General features: G+C 70.4%; 12 protein-coding genes. 10 read left to right on the forward strand and 2 right to left on the reverse strand.

The annotated features are described in order from the left end of the window. Positions 1–50: 50 nt before the first annotated feature. The 4 genes from DDV73_RS16985 to DDV73_RS17000 are packed head-to-tail and all read left to right on the forward strand — an operon-like array spanning position 51 to position 10,644. Complete coding sequence (locus tag DDV73_RS16985; protein WP_109508452.1) at positions 51–6,194, forward strand: Ig-like domain-containing protein; 6,144 nt, start codon at positions 51–53, stop codon at positions 6,192–6,194. A gap of 40 nt (positions 6,195–6,234) precedes the next feature. After that, positions 6,235–7,203 carry an AAA family ATPase gene (locus DDV73_RS16990; protein ID WP_109508453.1) on the forward strand — a complete coding sequence of 323 codons (969 nt, stop codon included), beginning with the start codon at positions 6,235–6,237 and terminating at the stop codon, positions 7,201–7,203. A 7-nt stretch (positions 7,204–7,210) separates the two neighbouring features. Next, positions 7,211–8,392 (forward strand): DUF58 domain-containing protein, encoded by a 1,182-nt coding sequence (locus DDV73_RS16995; protein WP_109508454.1) that lies wholly within the window; start codon positions 7,211–7,213, stop codon positions 8,390–8,392. After that, positions 8,389–10,644: a transglutaminase-like domain-containing protein gene (locus DDV73_RS17000; RefSeq protein ID WP_109508455.1), complete on the forward strand. Its 2,256-nt coding sequence runs from the start codon at positions 8,389–8,391 to the stop codon at positions 10,642–10,644. The genes DDV73_RS16995 and DDV73_RS17000 overlap by 4 nt, the downstream gene beginning before the upstream one ends. 86 nt (positions 10,645–10,730) lie before the next feature. On the opposite strand, the gene DDV73_RS17005 is transcribed toward DDV73_RS17000, so the two are convergent. Then, complete coding sequence (locus DDV73_RS17005) at positions 10,731–11,252, reverse strand: hypothetical protein (protein WP_109508456.1); 522 nt, start codon at positions 11,250–11,252, stop codon at positions 10,731–10,733. Positions 11,253–11,357: 105 nt separating this feature from the next. Further along, positions 11,358–12,593, reverse strand: coding sequence for a S8 family peptidase (locus DDV73_RS17010; RefSeq protein ID WP_109508457.1), 1,236 nt, complete (start codon positions 12,591–12,593; stop codon positions 11,358–11,360). A gap of 140 nt (positions 12,594–12,733) precedes the next feature. Between DDV73_RS17010 and DDV73_RS17015 the strand changes: the two genes are divergently transcribed. From DDV73_RS17015 to rpsM, 6 genes are all read left to right on the forward strand, one after another. Beyond that, a complete protein-coding gene (locus DDV73_RS17015) occupies positions 12,734–13,675 on the forward strand; it encodes a hypothetical protein (RefSeq protein WP_109508458.1) in 942 nt (313 codons plus the stop codon). A gap of 44 nt (positions 13,676–13,719) precedes the next feature. Next, on the forward strand, positions 13,720–13,947 hold the full coding sequence (locus tag DDV73_RS29740; RefSeq protein WP_109508459.1) for a FitA-like ribbon-helix-helix domain-containing protein: 228 nt from the start codon (positions 13,720–13,722) through the stop codon (positions 13,945–13,947). Continuing rightward, positions 13,944–14,339, forward strand: a complete 396-nt coding sequence (locus tag DDV73_RS17025; protein ID WP_109508460.1) for a type II toxin-antitoxin system VapC family toxin — start codon at positions 13,944–13,946, stop codon at positions 14,337–14,339. The genes DDV73_RS29740 and DDV73_RS17025 overlap by 4 nt, the downstream gene beginning before the upstream one ends. Positions 14,340–14,725: 386 nt before the next feature. Then, the gene (gene infA / locus DDV73_RS17030; protein WP_011757309.1) at positions 14,726–14,947 is read left to right on the forward strand and encodes a translation initiation factor IF-1; all 222 of its coding nucleotides are present in this window, start codon (positions 14,726–14,728) and stop codon (positions 14,945–14,947) included. Between the two features lie 29 nt (positions 14,948–14,976). Continuing rightward, complete coding sequence (gene rpmJ / locus DDV73_RS17035) at positions 14,977–15,090, forward strand: 50S ribosomal protein L36 (RefSeq protein ID WP_004008316.1); 114 nt, start codon at positions 14,977–14,979, stop codon at positions 15,088–15,090. 160 nt (positions 15,091–15,250) lie between these two features. Next, complete coding sequence (gene rpsM / locus DDV73_RS17040) at positions 15,251–15,625, forward strand: 30S ribosomal protein S13 (protein WP_109508461.1); 375 nt, start codon at positions 15,251–15,253, stop codon at positions 15,623–15,625. Positions 15,626–15,631: the final 6 nt, after the last annotated feature.

The raw sequence follows: 15,631 nt of genomic DNA on the forward strand, positions 1-15,631 counted from the left end.
CCGGAGGTGTGTCTACGGGGCCGAGTCACCTGGCAGGGGGTATTCGAGAAGTGAGTCTCGGGGCGTTCGTACGGCGCCATCGCGCCGCGATCGCGTCACAGGTGGCGCTGGCGCTTGCCGCCGGCGGGGTCGTCGCATACGCGGTGGCCGCCGACGGCTACCAGGCTCATGAGACCCAGCTCAACGACGGCGGCATCTGGGTCACCAACTCCCGCGACGGCTTCTACGGCCGGCTGAACAAGCCGATCGGGCAGCTCGACGGGGCGGTGTTCGCCCAGCTCGACGCCACCCTCGACATCGTCCAGGACGGTGCGGCGGTCGTCGCGGTCAACCAGTCCGACGGCCTGATCGCGCCGATCGACCCGGCGAGTGTCACCCACCCGGAGGACGAGCAGGCCGGCATCCCGAGCAGCGCGATCGTGGCGCTCGCCGGCGGCACCCTGGCCACCGCCGACCCGGTCTCCGGCGAGGTGTGGGCGCAGCGGATGGACACCGTGCTCGGTACGCCGACGGTCAGCGCCCTGGACACCGAGGCACAGCCGATCGCCAAGACCGGCAAGCAGACCGCGATGACGGTCAGCCAGTCCGGCGAGGTGATCGCGATCTCCGCCGCCGACGACGAGATCACCCGGATCCCGGTGAGCGGCGACGCTCTCGGCAAGGCGAGCGAGGACGACCTCGGGATCGACGTCGGCGAGCAGGTCCAGGTGACCGCGGTCGGCGACCGTGCGGTCGTCCTCGACACCGAGACCGGCGCGCTGCAGGTCATCGGCGGCGCCAAGGCCGAGCTGCCGCCGGGCTCCGCGCTCCAGCAAGCCGGCCCCGAGACCGACGACGTACTCGTCGGCACCCCGGACGGCCTGATCGCGGTCAACCTCGACGACGGCGGGACCAGGCAGCTTGCCGACGGCGTACAGGGAAGGCCCACCCCGCCGGTACGCCTCGGCGCCTGTGAGTACGGCGCGTGGTCGGGCGGCGAGGGCGCGGTGGCGACCGCCTGCGAGGGCCAGGAGACCAACGTCGCCAACCTCAACGCCGCGACCTCCGACCTGGTCTTCCGCGTCAACCGCGGCGAGATCCTGCTCAACGACCGTGCGACGGGTGCGGTCTGGAACATCGACTCCGACGAGCCCACCCGGATGGACAACTGGGACGCCTTCAAGCAGAAGGTCAAGGAGGACGACAAGGACCAGGAGAACGAGAAGGAGGACAAGGGCGACCGCCGGCCGCCCAAGGCCAAGGACGACGACCTCGGCGCCCGCCCCGGCAGGACGACGATCCTCCACCCGCTCGACAACGACACCGCCCCCGACGGCCGCCTCCTCGCGATCCGCAGCGTCCAGGACGTCACCGGCGACGGCAAGGTGACGATCAGCCCGGACGGACAGAGCATCCAGCTGCAGATGCCCGGCAACGCCAAGGGCACCACCAGCTTCGAGTACTACATCGACGACGGCCGGGCCAGCGTCTCGGCCCACGCCACCGTCAACGTCTCGACCCGCCTGTCGACCTCCAACGCCAGCCCGCACCTGCGCGAAGGGTTCGAGGAGGACCAGGTCTGGACCGTCCCGGCCGGCGGCACCCTCGACCTGCCGGTGCTCCCGGACTGGCGCGACAAGGAGGACGGCGACCCGGTCAGCCTGGTGAGCGCCGAGGCCAAGAACGCCGGCTCCGGCGCCGACGCCCGGGTCACCGCCTCGGGACGCGTCCGGTTCACCGCCCCGCAGAAGGGCGGCATCAGCAAGGTCGAGTACGGCGTGACCGATGGCATCGGCGAGCCGATCATCAACGAGCTCACCTTCCGGGTCCAGGACAAGAAGGACCGGACCGCGATCGCGGCCACCGCCGAGCCCGACGTGATCTCCGGCGAGGTCGGCAAGCCGATCACGATCCGGCCGCTCGGCAACGACCTGCCCGGCTCCGACCCGATCACCCCGAACGCCGCGCTGAGCCTCGCCGGCAAGATCACCGAGACCGCCGGCGCCACCACCAAGACCGACCTGGTCGAGGGCGAGATCACCTTCAGGTCCGACCGGGCCAAGACCTTCTTCCTCGACTACGACGCGGCGTACGGCAACGCGCCGTTCTCCCGGGGCAAGATCCGGATCGACGTCCGCGCGCCGCAGCAGGAGCCGCCGGTCGCGGTCCCGGACACGCTGACCCTCTACGGCCAGAGCCCGAGCCTGGTCGACGTGCTCGCCAACGACGTCGACCCGTCCGGCGACATGCTCGTCGTCCAGCGAGCCGAGGCGGCCACCCCCAACCAGGTCGACGTCGCCGTGGTCGACGGCCGCTGGCTCCGGATCGCGGCCAGGCAGGGCGCGCTCACCCCCAACCCGATGCTGGTCCGCTACACGATCAGCAGCGGCAGCCGTGGCGGCGTCCAGGGCCAGGTCGTGGTCAACCAGCGCCCCGCGCCCACCGACAACACCCCGGTCACCGAGACCGACCGGGTCACGGTCCGGGCCGGATCGACCGCGAGCGTCCCGGTCCTCGACAACGACTTCAGCCCCAGCGGCGACCCGCTCACCTTGGTCTCCCACGTCGCCGAGGAGGGCTCCGGCCGGCTGACCGTGCAGGTACCCGGCGACCGCAAGGCGCCGACCGGTGAGGCGTTCGTGGCCGGCAAGTTCATCCGGTACGTCGCGCCTTCGGGCCTCAAGGACCCGCAGCGGTTCGTGGTCCGCTACCTCGCGACCAACGCCGACGGCGACACCGCACCGGGCCGGATGGAGGTCACGGTGATGCCGCTGGGCCGCAACGAGCCTCCGGAGCCGCCGGTGCTCGAGGGCCGCGTGGTCTCCGGTGACACCGTCAAGCTCAAGGTGCCGGCCGCCGAGGTGGACCCCGACGGCGACGCCGTCACCCTGCTCGGCATCGGCAGCGCCCCGCGGCTGGGCCGGCTGGTGAAGTTCGGCGCCAACTCCGTGCGCTACCAGGCCTATCCCGGCAGCGCCGGCACCGACGAGTTCACCTACCAGGTGACCGACCCGTACGGCGGGGTCGCGCTCGGCACCGTCCGGGTGGCGGTGGTGACCCCGGGTGCGCCGCAGCCGCCGCTGGCGGTGCCCGACGTGCTCACCGTCGAGCCGGGCCGCACCGCCACGGTCGACGTGCTCGCCAACGACCTGCTGGCCGCCGGCGACCGGGCCACCGTCGAGCTGGTCGACCCGCCGGACGGCGTCAGCCTGGAGTCCGACACCGGACCCGTCGTCATCCAGGCGCCGGACAAGGCCGACGGCCGCAACGTCGAGGTGGTCTACCGGCTCGGCAACGGCATCGACGCCTCCCAGGGCACGATCACGCTGCGCACCGCCAAGCCCTACAACAACCCGCCGGTCGTGTTCGACGCGTTCGGCCCCCGCGACGAGGGCGACACGGTCTCCGTCGACGTGCTGGACACGGCGTACGACCCGGACGGCCCGAGCGATGAGCTGAAGGTTGCCGAGGTCTTCGCGCCGCAGGGCGTGACCGCGAACGTCGAGGGCAGCAGGATCTCCGTGGCCCGCGGAAAGCAGCCGATCGTGGTGCCGTTCCGGGTCGAGGACGCCGACGGCGGAGTGGCGACGGCGTCGCTGTTCGTGCCCGCGACCGCCTCCGGGCCGCCGTACACGAAGTCCGGTGCGGCGATCGAGGTCGAGCCCGGCGGCTCGGTCACCGCGAAGGTCTCCGACCTGGTGACAAACCCGGTCGGCGGACCGGTGATCCTGACCCTGAAGAACCGGATCTGGGCCTCCCCGCAGAGCTCGCTCACCGCCGTGGTGACCGGCGAGGACTCGTTCAAGGTGACCGCGGCCAAGGGCTATGAAGGTCCCGGCGCGGTCACGTTCGAGGTGACCACCGGCAGCTCGGTCGACGACGCGAAGGGCAGGCGCGCCGTGCTCGCCGTACCCGTCCAGGTCGGCGAGACCGCGCCGATCCTGCGCTGCCCGACCGAGCCGGTGGAGATCGCCCAGGGTGAGTCGGTCGACCTCGACATCGCGGCGCTGTGCCACGTCTGGACCGCCGACCCGGACGACGCCGACTCGTTGAAGTTCGCCGCCGACTGGGAGAAGCCTGGCAGCGGCCTGAACATCATCCAGCCCGAGGGCGCGGTGATCGAGGTCGCGGCCGCAGGCAGCGCCAAGCCTGGTACCCAGGGCACGCTCAAGGTCCAGTCCAGCGGCAGCGAGCCCGGCCTGATCCGGTTCACCGTGATCAAGACGCCGCCGCCGTCGCTGACCCCGATCAAGATCGCCGACATGAAGTCCGGCGAGAGCCGGACCATCGACCTGGCCCGCTACCTGCGGGCCGGCGTGGAGGACCCCGACCCGACCGTCATCACCGCCGAGCAGGTCACCGGCCTCGACGTACAGATCGAGAAGTCCGGCAGCGAGGTCACCCTCACCACCAGCGACAAGGTCGACGGCAAGGCCGAGTTTCGGATCGTGATGAGCGACGTCTCCGGCAACCCCGGACCCGAGCGCCGGGTCGAGGGCCGGATCAACCTGGCCATCCTGGACGCCCCCGACAAGCCGACGCCACCGGTCCCTGGTGACACCGTGCGCAGCAAGGAGGTCAGCCTCAACTGGAGGGCGCCGGCCGCCAACGGTGCGCCGATCGACTCCTACGAGCTCAAGGCCAGCGACGGTACGACGCGCAAGTGTGGCTCGACGTCGTGCGACTTCACCGGCCTTACCAACGGCAAGCCCTACTCGTTCCAGGTCCGCGCCCACAACGCGGTGGGCTGGTCCGACTGGAGCGGCGCGTCGGCGAAGGCCACCCCGGACACCCGGCCCGGCATCGTCGGCCCGATCGAGCAGGTGCGGGTCGGCGACCGGACGGTCACGTTCCGCTGGACCAAACCGACCACCGAGGCGTCGGCCGTCAAGCACTACTGGGTCTCGTGGGCGGGCTCGACCGCCAAGAAGGTTCGCGGCACCCAGTACACCGCGACCGGACTGGACAACAACAAGAAGTACACCTTCAGCGTCCAGGCCGAGAACAACTTCGACGTCGGCGAGCGGCGGATCTCGGCGCCGATGCAGTCGGTCGGTACGCCGGGCACCCCGGCCGCGCCGACGATCACCGACCAGCAGACCGCCGGCGACAACGGCGCGGTCACGCTGGACTGGCCGGCGGTCGACCCCAACGGCCCCGCGCCCGCGTCGTACACGGTCTTCCGCAACGACCAGGCGCTCGCCAGCTGCACCAACATCACGGTGACAACCTGCGACAACTCCGGCATCAAGTACGACGGCACCACCTACAGCTACAAGGTCAAGGTCACCAACGGCGGCAACAAGTCCGCGACCGGACCGGCCTCGACCTGGAAGGCGACCGGTACGCCGGCGGAGTGGGGCGACTGGTCGGTCTTCCCGACCGGCCAGGACAACGCGGGCCAGGCGACGTTCAGCGCGCCCGCCTCGCGCGGCAGCAGCTCCACGGTGCACCTGCTGATCAACGGCGGCCGCAGCGGCCAGAGCTGGCAGGCTTCGCCGAACGGGCAGAGCTTCGCCGACCAGCCGGTACGGATGCCCGCCGACGGCAGCGACTACCAGGTCAGCCTGCAGGTCTGTAACGAGAACGAGCGGTGTACGACGTCGGGGACCAAGAACCTGCGCACCTTCGGACCGGTCGGCATCGGCAGCGTCCAGAAGTCCGAGGGCCAGACCGAGGCGTCGTGCACCTGGCCGGTCAACCCGAACGGCCTAGTGGTCACCGTCGACTTCGGCGGCCGGGCCGAGAACATCGGCCCGGGCGACGGCACGGTCAACGTCCGCCGCTCGGTGAGTGGGAGCAGCCAGCGGCTCAACTGCGACCTGACCGTGACGACCGAGGGCAACCAGCGCCCGGTCGAGCGGCGTGAGGGTGGCGAGGTCACGACGCCGCCGCCAAACCCGAAGGTCTCGATCAGTCGCGGCGCCAAGTGCAACGACGCCACCAGCGCGCCCGACTGCGGTGGCAGCACGCCTTGCAACCACCCGTCGTGCGGCCACGTCCGCATCTCCTCCAGCGACGTGCCGAGCAGCAACATGAGCTGCGAGCTTCGCAGCGAGGAGGACACCGGCGGCTGGGGCAACGGCACCTTCAACGCCAACACCACCTACGACACCCCCCGCTACTACGGCTATCCGGGCAACTGGATCGAGATCACGTGTAGTGCGGGGGGCCAGACCTTCAAGTCGCCCCGCATCAACTGGCCAACATCATGAGCAGCATCAACGCCCTCCCTCCTAGACCACAGGATCTCAAGTGACGATCTCCCACGAACAGGCCGCTTGGTTCCAGCAGACCTTCGACCAGATGACCGACAACATCTCGAAGGCGGTTCTCGGCAAGCGGCACGTCGTCCGGCTGGCGCTGACCTGCCTGCTGTCGGAGGGCCACTTCCTGCTCGAGGACTTCCCGGGCACCGGCAAGACGATGCTCGCCCGTGCGCTGGCCAACACCGTGCAGGGCAGCCACGCGCGGATCCAGTTCACCCCCGACCTGCTGCCGTCCGACGTCACCGGCGTGACCGTCTACGACCAGCACAAGGGCACCTTCGAGTTCCACGCCGGCCCGATCTTCCACACGATCGTGCTCGCCGACGAGATCAACCGCGCCTCGCCGAAGACCCAGTCCGCGCTGCTCGAGGTGATGGAGGAGGGCCGGGTCACCGTCGACGGACAGCCGCACAGCGTGGGCCGGCCGTTCATGGTGATCGCCACCCAGAACCCGATCGAGCAGGCCGGCACCTACCGGCTTCCCGAGGCGCAGCTCGACCGGTTCCTGATGAAGACCTCGGTCGGCTACCCCGACCACGCCGCCACCGTCGAGCTGCTGGTCAACGCCCGGGTCCGCGACCGCGCCGCGCTGGTCAAGCCGATAATCACCGCGGAGACGATCGCGCAGATGAGCGGCTTGGCCGACGACGTGTACGTCGACCCGGCGGTGGTCGGGTACGTCGCCGAGCTGGCCGAGGAGTCGCGCCGCCAGCCACACGTCAAGCTCGGCCTTTCTGCCCGCGGCTGCCTGGCCTTCATCCGGGTCGCCAAGACCTGGGCGGCCGCCGACGGCCGCGACCACGTGGTCCCCGACGACATCAAGATGCTCGCAGAGCCGGTGCTGTGCCACCGCCTGCTGCTGGACGCCGAGGCGCAGTTCAGCGGCGTCTCGGTCGAGACCGTGATCACCCGCCTGCTCGACACCGTCGCGCCGCCGACCGACCGGGTGGCCTGAGGTCGGCATGCCGGAGCTGTGGGAGCGGGTGCGCGAGGCGCTGAAGGTCGTCAACCCGGTCGGGTGGACGATCCTCGCCGTCGGCGTACTCGCGGCGGTCGTCGCCGCGTGGGCCGGCTGGCGGGAGCTCGCCGTATTCGCTGCTGCCTGCGTGCTGCTGCTCCTCCTTGCGCTGCCGTTCCTGTTCGGCCGGACCAAGGTGAAGGTCGACCTGGTGCTGGAGCCGCAGCGGGTGACCGCGGGTCAGTCGGTCGCGGCCTCGATGCACGTCACCAACATCGCGCCGCGGCGGCTGCTGCCGACCCTGCTGGAGCTGCCGGTGGGGGAGGCGGTGCACCGGTACGGCGTACCGTCGCTCGGCGCCGGCAACACCCACGAGGAGTCGTTCACGGTCCGCACCGAGCAGCGCGGCGTGATCGCCGTCGGCCCGGCCACCACCCGGCGGGGTGACCCGCTCGGTATCTTCAGCCGCGACGTGGAGTGGACCGACGTCTCCGAGATTCTGGTCCGGCCGCCGCTGGTGCCGCTGGAGTCACTCGGCGCGGGCCTGCTCCGCGACCTGGAGGGCGTGGAGACCGACGCGATCTCGCAGAGCGACCTGGCCTTCCACGCGCTGCGCGAGTACGTGCCCGGCGACGACCTGCGCCACGTCCACTGGCGATCCTCGGCGAAGGCCTCCCAACTGCTCGTCCGGCAGTACCTCGACACCCGGCGCAGCCACGCCACGCTGGTCGTCGACGACCAGCTCTCGTCGTATGGCGATGGTTACGACGACACCGACTTCGAGACCGCCATGTCGGTGGCCGGCTCGATCATCGTCCGGGCCGCGCTCGACGAGTTCGAGACGTCGTTCGTCTGCGGCGACCAGGGCGCGAGCGGCGCCGACGGCAACCGGACTCTGGACACGATCTGCCGCGCCGCGCCGGGACGCGTCGGCCTGGTCACGGCCGCCACCCGTGCCGCGCAGCTGGCCCCGGACACCAGCCTGCTCTTCCTGCTCGCCGGCACTGGTGCGTCGTTCGAGACGTTCCAGCGCGCCTCGGCGGTGTTCCCGCCGGAGGTACGCCGGTTCGCGCTGGTGATCGAGCCCGGCGGCCGGACCCGGGTCACCGAGGCGGGCGGGCTGCCCGTCCTCTACCTGGCCAGCAAGGAAGATCTCGGCCCGGTGCTGCGCTGGAGCGTGCGATGAAGGACGTCTCGCTCCGCGACCGGATCATCGACATCGTGCTGCTGCTCGCGGTCTGTACTGCGGCACTGCTCGGGCTGGCACCGACCTTCACCGGCTGGTCCTTTGCCGTCGTCGGCGGGGTCGGGCTGCTGGTCGGAACCGCGATCGGCGTACTGGTCACGGTGCTGCGATGGCCGGCGATCGCCGGCGTACTCATCGCCGTGGTCGCGTTCCTGCTGCTCGGCGGCCCGCTCTGCCTGCGGTCCGAGGGCGGCGACGCGATGCTGCCGCTGCCGGGGACGATCGGCGAGCTGGTCGACCAGTCGCTCTACGGCTGGAAGGACCTGCTGACCACGCTGCCGCCCGTCGACGGGTCCGGCCCGCTGCTGGTGCTGCCGTGGCTGCTCGGGCTGGTGGCCGGGCTGCTCGGGACCCTGCTGCTCCGTTTCAAGTACGCCGGGCTGCCGCTGCTCGCACCCCTGCTCCTGCTGGTGATGGTGATCCTGCTCGGCGTTCGGCACCCGCAGTCGCTGTGGGTCCAGGGCGCTGTGCTCGGCGCACTCGCGCTAGCGTTCCTGGCCATCCGAGCCCAGCGCTCGAGCGGCCCGATCCGCGGTGGCGCCGGCCGGTCCACCCGGCTGGTCGTGGGGGCGGCGCTGCTTGGCGTGGCCGGGGCGCTCGCCGTACCCGTCGCCACCCTCGCCACCGGCGGCGACGCTGCCGACGGTGACCGGGTCGTGCTGCGCACCTACGTCGAGCCGCCGTTCGACGTCGGCCAGTACCCCTCGCCGCTCGCCTCCTTCCGTCGCTACGTGAAGATGCCGAAGCCGGACGCGGTCAACCTCTACGACAAGACGCTGTTCACCGTCGACGGGCTGCCGGAGCACACACGGATCCGGTTCGCGACGCTCGACCACTACGACGGCGTGGTCTGGGGCGCCTCCAATGACGCGATCCCGGGCGCCACCAACGACACCTACCAGCGGGTCTCCTCGACCATCGACAACCCGGTCGACGGCAAGGAGGTCGATGTCGAGGTGGAGATCGGCGAGGGCTACTCCGGTGTCTGGCTGCCGTTGGCCGGTGCGCTGCAGTCGATGGACTTCACCGACGGCGACCCCGACGCCAAGGCCGAGGCGTTCCGCTACAACCTGGCCACCTCGACCGCCGTCGTACCGTCCGGCATCCACCCGGGCGACCGCTACTCCTTCTCCGCCGTACTCCCCAAGGACGGGGTGACCGACGCCGACCTGCCGTCGGGCGCGATCGGCGACGCGGCCATCGCCGCTGCCTTCCTGGACACCCAGGCGGTGCAGTGGTCGAAGGGCGAGAGCGAGCCGATGAAGCGGGTCTTCGCGGTCGCCGAGCACCTCAAGCGCGAGGGCAAGTACAGCGACGGCGTGCTCGCGGCCGAGAAGATCTACCACGCCGGCCACCACGTCGCGCGGCTGTCCGACGAGTTCGTCAACGCGCCGATCATGGTCGGCAACGACGAGCAGTACGCCGCAGTGATGGCGCTGCTGGCCAACAAGATCGGCGTGCCGGCGCGGGTGGTGATGGGCGCCGTCGTACCCGAGGGCGGCGAGGTCAAGGGCTCGTCGGTCCAGGCCTGGGTCGAGCTCCAGCTCGCCGACGGGACCTGGCGGACGCTGCCCACCTCGGAGTTCATGGACACCGACCGGCCCGCCGAACAGCCGCCGCAGACCGAGCAGGAGATGAGCGGCACCGTCGTCCCGCCGCCGGCGCCGATCCCGCCTCCGTCGACCAGCGGCGAGCAGACCGACGCCGAGCTGAACTCGCGCAAGGCCAAGCGCAACGCCGGCGACGGGGGCCCGTGGTCGCTGCCGGCCTGGGCGAAGGCGCTGTTGGTGTACGTCGGTGGCCCGCTGCTGCTGGTCGTGCTGCTGCTCGGTGCGGTCGTCGGCGCGAAGCTGCTCCGGCGGCGTCGTCGGCTGAGCGCGGCGAAGGTGTCCGCGAGGTTCGTCGGGGCCTGGCGGGAGCTGGTCGACCACGCCCGCGACCTCGGCCAGCCGATCCCGATGGGCGCCGCCATCACCCGCCGTGAGCAGTCCACCGCGATTGTCTCGCCCGCCGCGCCCCAGCTGGCCCGGATCGCCGACGGCTACGTCTTCGGCCCCGCCGCCCCCGACCCCAACGCCGCCACCTCGTTCTGGACCGCCGTCGACGCCGAACGCCGCGCCATGAGCAGCGTCGTCCCCCGCGGCCGCCGCCTCCTCGCCGCCGTCAACCTCCGCTCGTTCGGGCGGCGCTGAGGGGTGGTGGAATCCCCGGCCGACCGGGGATTCCTGACGTTGTTGGCCGTTGCAACGCCCCACAACGTCAGGGAGTGCCCGTCAACCTAGGCCTCGAGGTCTGCCTTGAGTGCCGCTAGCCGGTCGCGCCAAGCGAGCTTGGCCTGCTCGGCGGCCTCGGCAGTGGGGAGGCCTTCCTGGGTGATGGCGACCTGGCACTTGGCGTCGCCGGTCGCGTCGAAGGTGGCCGCGAGCCGGGTGCCGTCGGCGACGTCGAAGCGGGCCGAGCGGCTGGCCGTGGTCGGCCGCTCGGTCAGCTGTACGCCGGGCAGCCAGCGCTCGCGCCGGGCGGGGTCGACGAAGGCGTCGTACGCAGCCGAGACCGGCACCGCCAGCGTCTTGCTCGCGCCGCCGGCGAAGGTTCCGTCGGGGCGGGCGCCGCGGCCACGCAGGCCACGGTCCTGCTCATATTCCACGATCAGCTTCTGGGCCCACCACTTGCTCAGGCCCTGCTCACCGGTCAGCCAGGCCGCGATCTCGGCGTACTCCCGCCCGGGCGCGCCCCACTCGTCCAGCACCTCGAACCATTCGGCGCGGTCCCGGCCGCTGGTCTCCTTCAACGTTGCCATGCCCAGGTAGACCGGTCTCGCTGCCACAACTCATCGCACGACATGTGCCGACGGCCGGCTCCCACGGGGGAGGAGCCGACCATCGGACGGGAGTGGAGCGGAGTGTCAGCCCTCCGCGCCGACGTACAGCAGCTTGTTCGGCGAGCCCTCACCCGGGTTGGTCACCTTGTCCGGTGTGGCGGCCGTGGTCAGCGCCTCGGCGACCTGGTCGGGCGTGGCCTCGGGATTCGCGGCCAGGTAGAGCACGGCACCGCCCGCGGCGTGCGGCGAAGCCATCGACGTACCGCTCATGGTGTCGGTTGCCGACGGGTCGCCGATGCCGACCGACTCGACGTCCACGCCGGGGGCGTAGATGTCGAGGCAGGTGCCGTAGTTCGAGAACACGGCCTGCGCGTCGTCGGCGTCGGTTGCGCCGACGGTGATCGCGGACGGCTCCCGCGCCGGTGAGACGCCGCAGGCGTCGGACGACTCGTTGCCCGCCGCGACGACGAAGGTGATGCCGGCCGCGACCGACTCGGCGACCGCCGCGTCGAGTACGTCGTCCTGCGGGCCGCCGAGGCTCATGTTGGCGACCGCGGGCTTCTGGGCGTTCTCGGTCACCCACTCGATGCCGGCGACCACGCTCTCGGTGGTGCCGCTGCCCTGGCAGTCCAGCACGCGTACGCCGTACACGTCGGCCTTCTTCGCCAGCCCCCAGGTGGCGCCGGCGATGGTGCCGGCCACGTGGCTGCCGTGCCCGTGGCAGTCCACGCCCTCGCCGCCGTCACCGATGGTGTCGGTGCCGACCTGGGCCCGGCCCTCGAAGTCGCTGTGCTCGGCGTAGATGCCGGTGTCGACGACGTACGCGCTGACGCCCTCGGCGTCGCTGGGCGCGGTGTAGCTGCCGTCCAGCGGCAGGTCACGCTGGTCACTGCGGTCCAGGCCCCAGGCCACCTCGGCCTTGGGACTCGACGCCTCCGAGGGCGAGAGCTGGAGGCGCTGGTTGGCCTGCACGTACTCGACCCGCGGGTCGGCGGCGAGCGCCTCGGCCTCGCTGGCGGTCATCGCCGCGGAGAAGCCGTCGATGGTGTCGAAGGTACGGCGCAGCTTGGCGTCGTGGGACAGGGCGAGCGACCGCGCGGCGGACTTGGTCGCGGCATCGCCGCCGTGGTCCTTCTTCATCACCACGATGTAGCTGCCGTCGATCGCGGCCGCGCTGTCGGCGCCGCGCACCTCGGCGCCGGGCACGGCGTCCGGGCCCGGCGCCGCGTTGGCGAGCGGGCTGGCCGCCAGCGTGGAGCCGAGTGCGATCGCGGCCACGGATGCGAGTCCGAGCCGCCTTCTGGTCGTCGATGTGAGCATCTGAACGTTCCTCCCGAGTTGGTTGCGGCACCGGGCGGGGGCCGCGCTTGCCCGTTCATCGTGATCACGACCGGCGCGCGAGGCGGAAGGGAACGCTGCCTCTTAACAATTGACAAGGAAGCTCTGATAAACACCTCCGCATGAGAACGACCGCGCCCGCGCTGCTGCTGGCCCTGGCCCTCGCCCTGACCGCCTGCGGAGAAGAAGAGAAGGAGCCGTCGAGCAGCGCCAAGGAGGGACCGGACCCGTGCTCGTTCCTGACCATCGAGGACGCGTCCACGATCGTCGGCATCACTTACGGCGCGACCGTAGGTCCGGAGGGTGCGGCCGAGCTCAATGCCTGTACCTACCAGCAACAGCCGGTCACGATGCCGTTCCGGCTGGTGGTCAGCGGCGGGCAGGAGGCGACCCTCGACGGCCTGGTCAAGGTCGGCAACGCCGCCGCCGGTTCCGAGGCCGAGCAGGAGAAGCTCGAGGTGCCCGGCGCCGACGAGGCCACGCTGATGACCTGGCTGCAGCCGAACTTCGCCGCGACGGCGGTCTACGCGGTCGCCGACGGCAAGGGCTACTCCGTGATGCTCAACGGCGACCGTGCGACCGCCGTACACCTGATGGCGCGGGTGCTCGGCGAGCCGGTTGTGGCCGCCGCGGGCGCCCCGCTCGACAAGCCCTGCCAGGCTCCGGACGCGCCGGCCGCCAGCAAGATCCTTGGCGCGCAGGTGACCGCCAAGGCGAGCGCGGACTACCCGGCCGCAACGATCTGCGAGTACACCGCCGGCGAGGCGCCGTTGTCGGCGAGCCTGGTCAGCAGCCGTGGCGCCGGCAGCGACCTGGACCAGTACTGGGCCGAGAACGTGATCGTCCTCAACAAGAAGGCCGAGCCGCGTGACATCGACGTACCAGGGGCCGACGCGGCGCGGCTGGTACACGAGACCGGAGCGGCCCCGACTGCGACTGCGGTCGCGATGAAGGGCGACCAGGTGTTCCAAGCTACGGTGTCCTTCGCCGACATCGACCTGGAGAAGGCCGTCACCGAGCTCCTCCGTTACGCCGTCGGCAGCGGCGGCATGGGCGCGCAGTAGTGCTCCATGCATGCAGTCTTCATGAAGAATGCTAAGGTTGGTTCATGGGTTCGATCATTCAGGTGCGAGATGTCCCAGACGACGTCTTGCATCTCCTGCGGGAACGAGCCTCCGATCGGGGTGTCTCGTTGTCGTCCTATGTCCGCGACCTGCTCACTGACGACGCTCGGCAGCCGACGTTGGACGAGGCCGTCAAGCGGATCGCCGCTCGCCCGGCCGTCGAGCTGACCGACGACGAGATTGTCACGGCTGTGCACGAGGGTCGCCGGTGACGTTTGTCGTCGACGCGTCGGTCGTCATTGCCCTGCTTGCCAACCGTCAGGCAGACGAGGTGCTGCGAAAGCGCCTGGCGACTGCCCGCAGTCTTCATGCTCCGCACCTGATCGATGTCGAGGTTGCGAGTGGGATCCGTGGCCTGCTCCTGGGTGGAAAGCTCGACTCTGATCGAGCAGTCGCCATGCTGAGCGACTTTGGCTCGCTGCGGATCACTCGTCATCCGAGCCTCCCGTACTTAGCCCGGGTGCTCGAGTTGCGGAACAACCTCACGGCGTACGACGCGACCTATGTGGCCATGGCTGAAGGGCTCGACCTGCCGCTCATGACCCGCGATGCGCGAATGGCTGGCGCGGTCGGTCACCGGGCCGAGATTCAGGTCCAGCCCTGAGCCCGATCCACGGATGGCCGCCTACTGCGCGCCGCCATGCGGGCGCGCTGGCTGCGTTGGCGAAGACTCGACGGGCCTCCGGCCCGCCTTCGCTCCGCCGCCTTGCCATCACACCCGCCTGGCGACGCGCAGCTCACGGCGCCCATCCGTGGATCCGGGCTGATTCGCGATTCCGCGCGTTTTGCCACTAAACTGGCGTGTCGGCCCAACGTGGGTCTGTTTCGTGGTGCCTCGCGGCTGCCCGGATCACACATCTGACGCTCGAAAGAGCAGGTCAGACGCGTGCCCGGGATGAGGTCCACGCGACGACTGCACGAGGTCCACTGGTCACAGACGGCCAGAGGTTCCCGGGCCACCGGTAGGCAACAACGACCAGATGGGAAGGCATGCCGAAGAAAGAAGGCGTGATCGAGATCGAGGGCACGGTTGTCGAAGCTCTCCCGAACGCGATGTTCCGGGTTGAGCTGAGCAACGGGCACAAGGTCCTCGCCCACATCAGCGGCAAGATGCGACAGCACTACATCCGAATCCTCCCCGAGGACCGCGTCGTGGTGGAGCTCTCGCCGTACGACCTCACCCGAGGCCGGATCGTCTACCGCTACAAGTAAGCAGCCGACACAAGCGAGAAAGGGCTGACATGAAGGTCAACCCGAGCGTCAAGCCGATCTGTGACAAGTGCAAGGTGATCCGTCGCCACGGCCGCGTCATGGTGATCTGCGAGAACCCGCGTCACAAGCAGCGCCAGGGCTGAGCCCCGGCGCTCCACAACTGAATACTCACTCAATCGAGTCGCTAGCCCGTCGTACGACGGCGCGAATCACCTCCGGCGCAGAGGCCGGAGCCTGGCCCACGAGGGACCGGGACGCGACACGACCAGAAACCTCTGTGCAGTTCGAAAGGAACGCCACCTGATGGCACGCCTCGTTGGTGTGGACCTGCCGCGTGACAAGCGCGTCGAGATCGCACTCACCTACATCTACGGCATTGGCCGTACCCGCGCCCAGCAGCTGCTCGCTGCGACCGGTGTCGACCCGAACATGCGGGTCCACCAGCTGGGCGATGAAGAGCTGGTCAAGCTCCGCGACGAGATCGACGCGAACTTCAAGACCGAGGGTGACCTTCGGCGCGAGGTTCAGGCCGACATCCGCCGCAAGATCGAGATCGGCAGCTACCAAGGTCGCCGCCACCGCCAGGGCCTCCCGGTCCGCGGTCAGCGCACCAAGACCAACGCTCGTACCCGCAAGGGTCCGAAGCGCACCGTTGCCGGCAAGAAGAAGGCCAAGTGATCGGTT

The organism is Nocardioides speluncae, assembly GCF_003121585.1.
In the GTDB taxonomy this organism is placed as follows: Bacteria; Actinomycetota; Actinomycetes; order Propionibacteriales; family Nocardioidaceae; genus Nocardioides; species Nocardioides speluncae.

Excerpts from the sequence above, each read along its gene's own strand:
- DDV73_RS17005 (WP_109508456.1), bottom strand. The coding sequence starts at position 11,252 with ATGGCAACGTTGAAGGAGACCAGCGGCCGGGACCGCGCCGAATGGTTC.
- rpsM (WP_109508461.1), top strand. The coding sequence starts at position 15,251 with ATGGCACGCCTCGTTGGTGTGGACCTGCCGCGTGACAAGCGCGTCGAG.
- infA (WP_011757309.1), top strand. The coding sequence starts at position 14,726 with ATGCCGAAGAAAGAAGGCGTGATCGAGATCGAGGGCACGGTTGTCGAA.
- DDV73_RS16995 (WP_109508454.1), top strand. The coding sequence starts at position 7,211 with ATGCCGGAGCTGTGGGAGCGGGTGCGCGAGGCGCTGAAGGTCGTCAAC.
- DDV73_RS29740 (WP_109508459.1), top strand. The coding sequence starts at position 13,720 with ATGGGTTCGATCATTCAGGTGCGAGATGTCCCAGACGACGTCTTGCAT.
- rpmJ (WP_004008316.1), top strand. The coding sequence starts at position 14,977 with ATGAAGGTCAACCCGAGCGTCAAGCCGATCTGTGACAAGTGCAAGGTG.
- DDV73_RS17015 (WP_109508458.1), top strand. The coding sequence starts at position 12,734 with ATGAGAACGACCGCGCCCGCGCTGCTGCTGGCCCTGGCCCTCGCCCTG.
- DDV73_RS17000 (WP_109508455.1), top strand. The coding sequence starts at position 8,389 with ATGAAGGACGTCTCGCTCCGCGACCGGATCATCGACATCGTGCTGCTG.
- DDV73_RS17010 (WP_109508457.1), bottom strand. The coding sequence starts at position 12,593 with ATGCTCACATCGACGACCAGAAGGCGGCTCGGACTCGCATCCGTGGCC.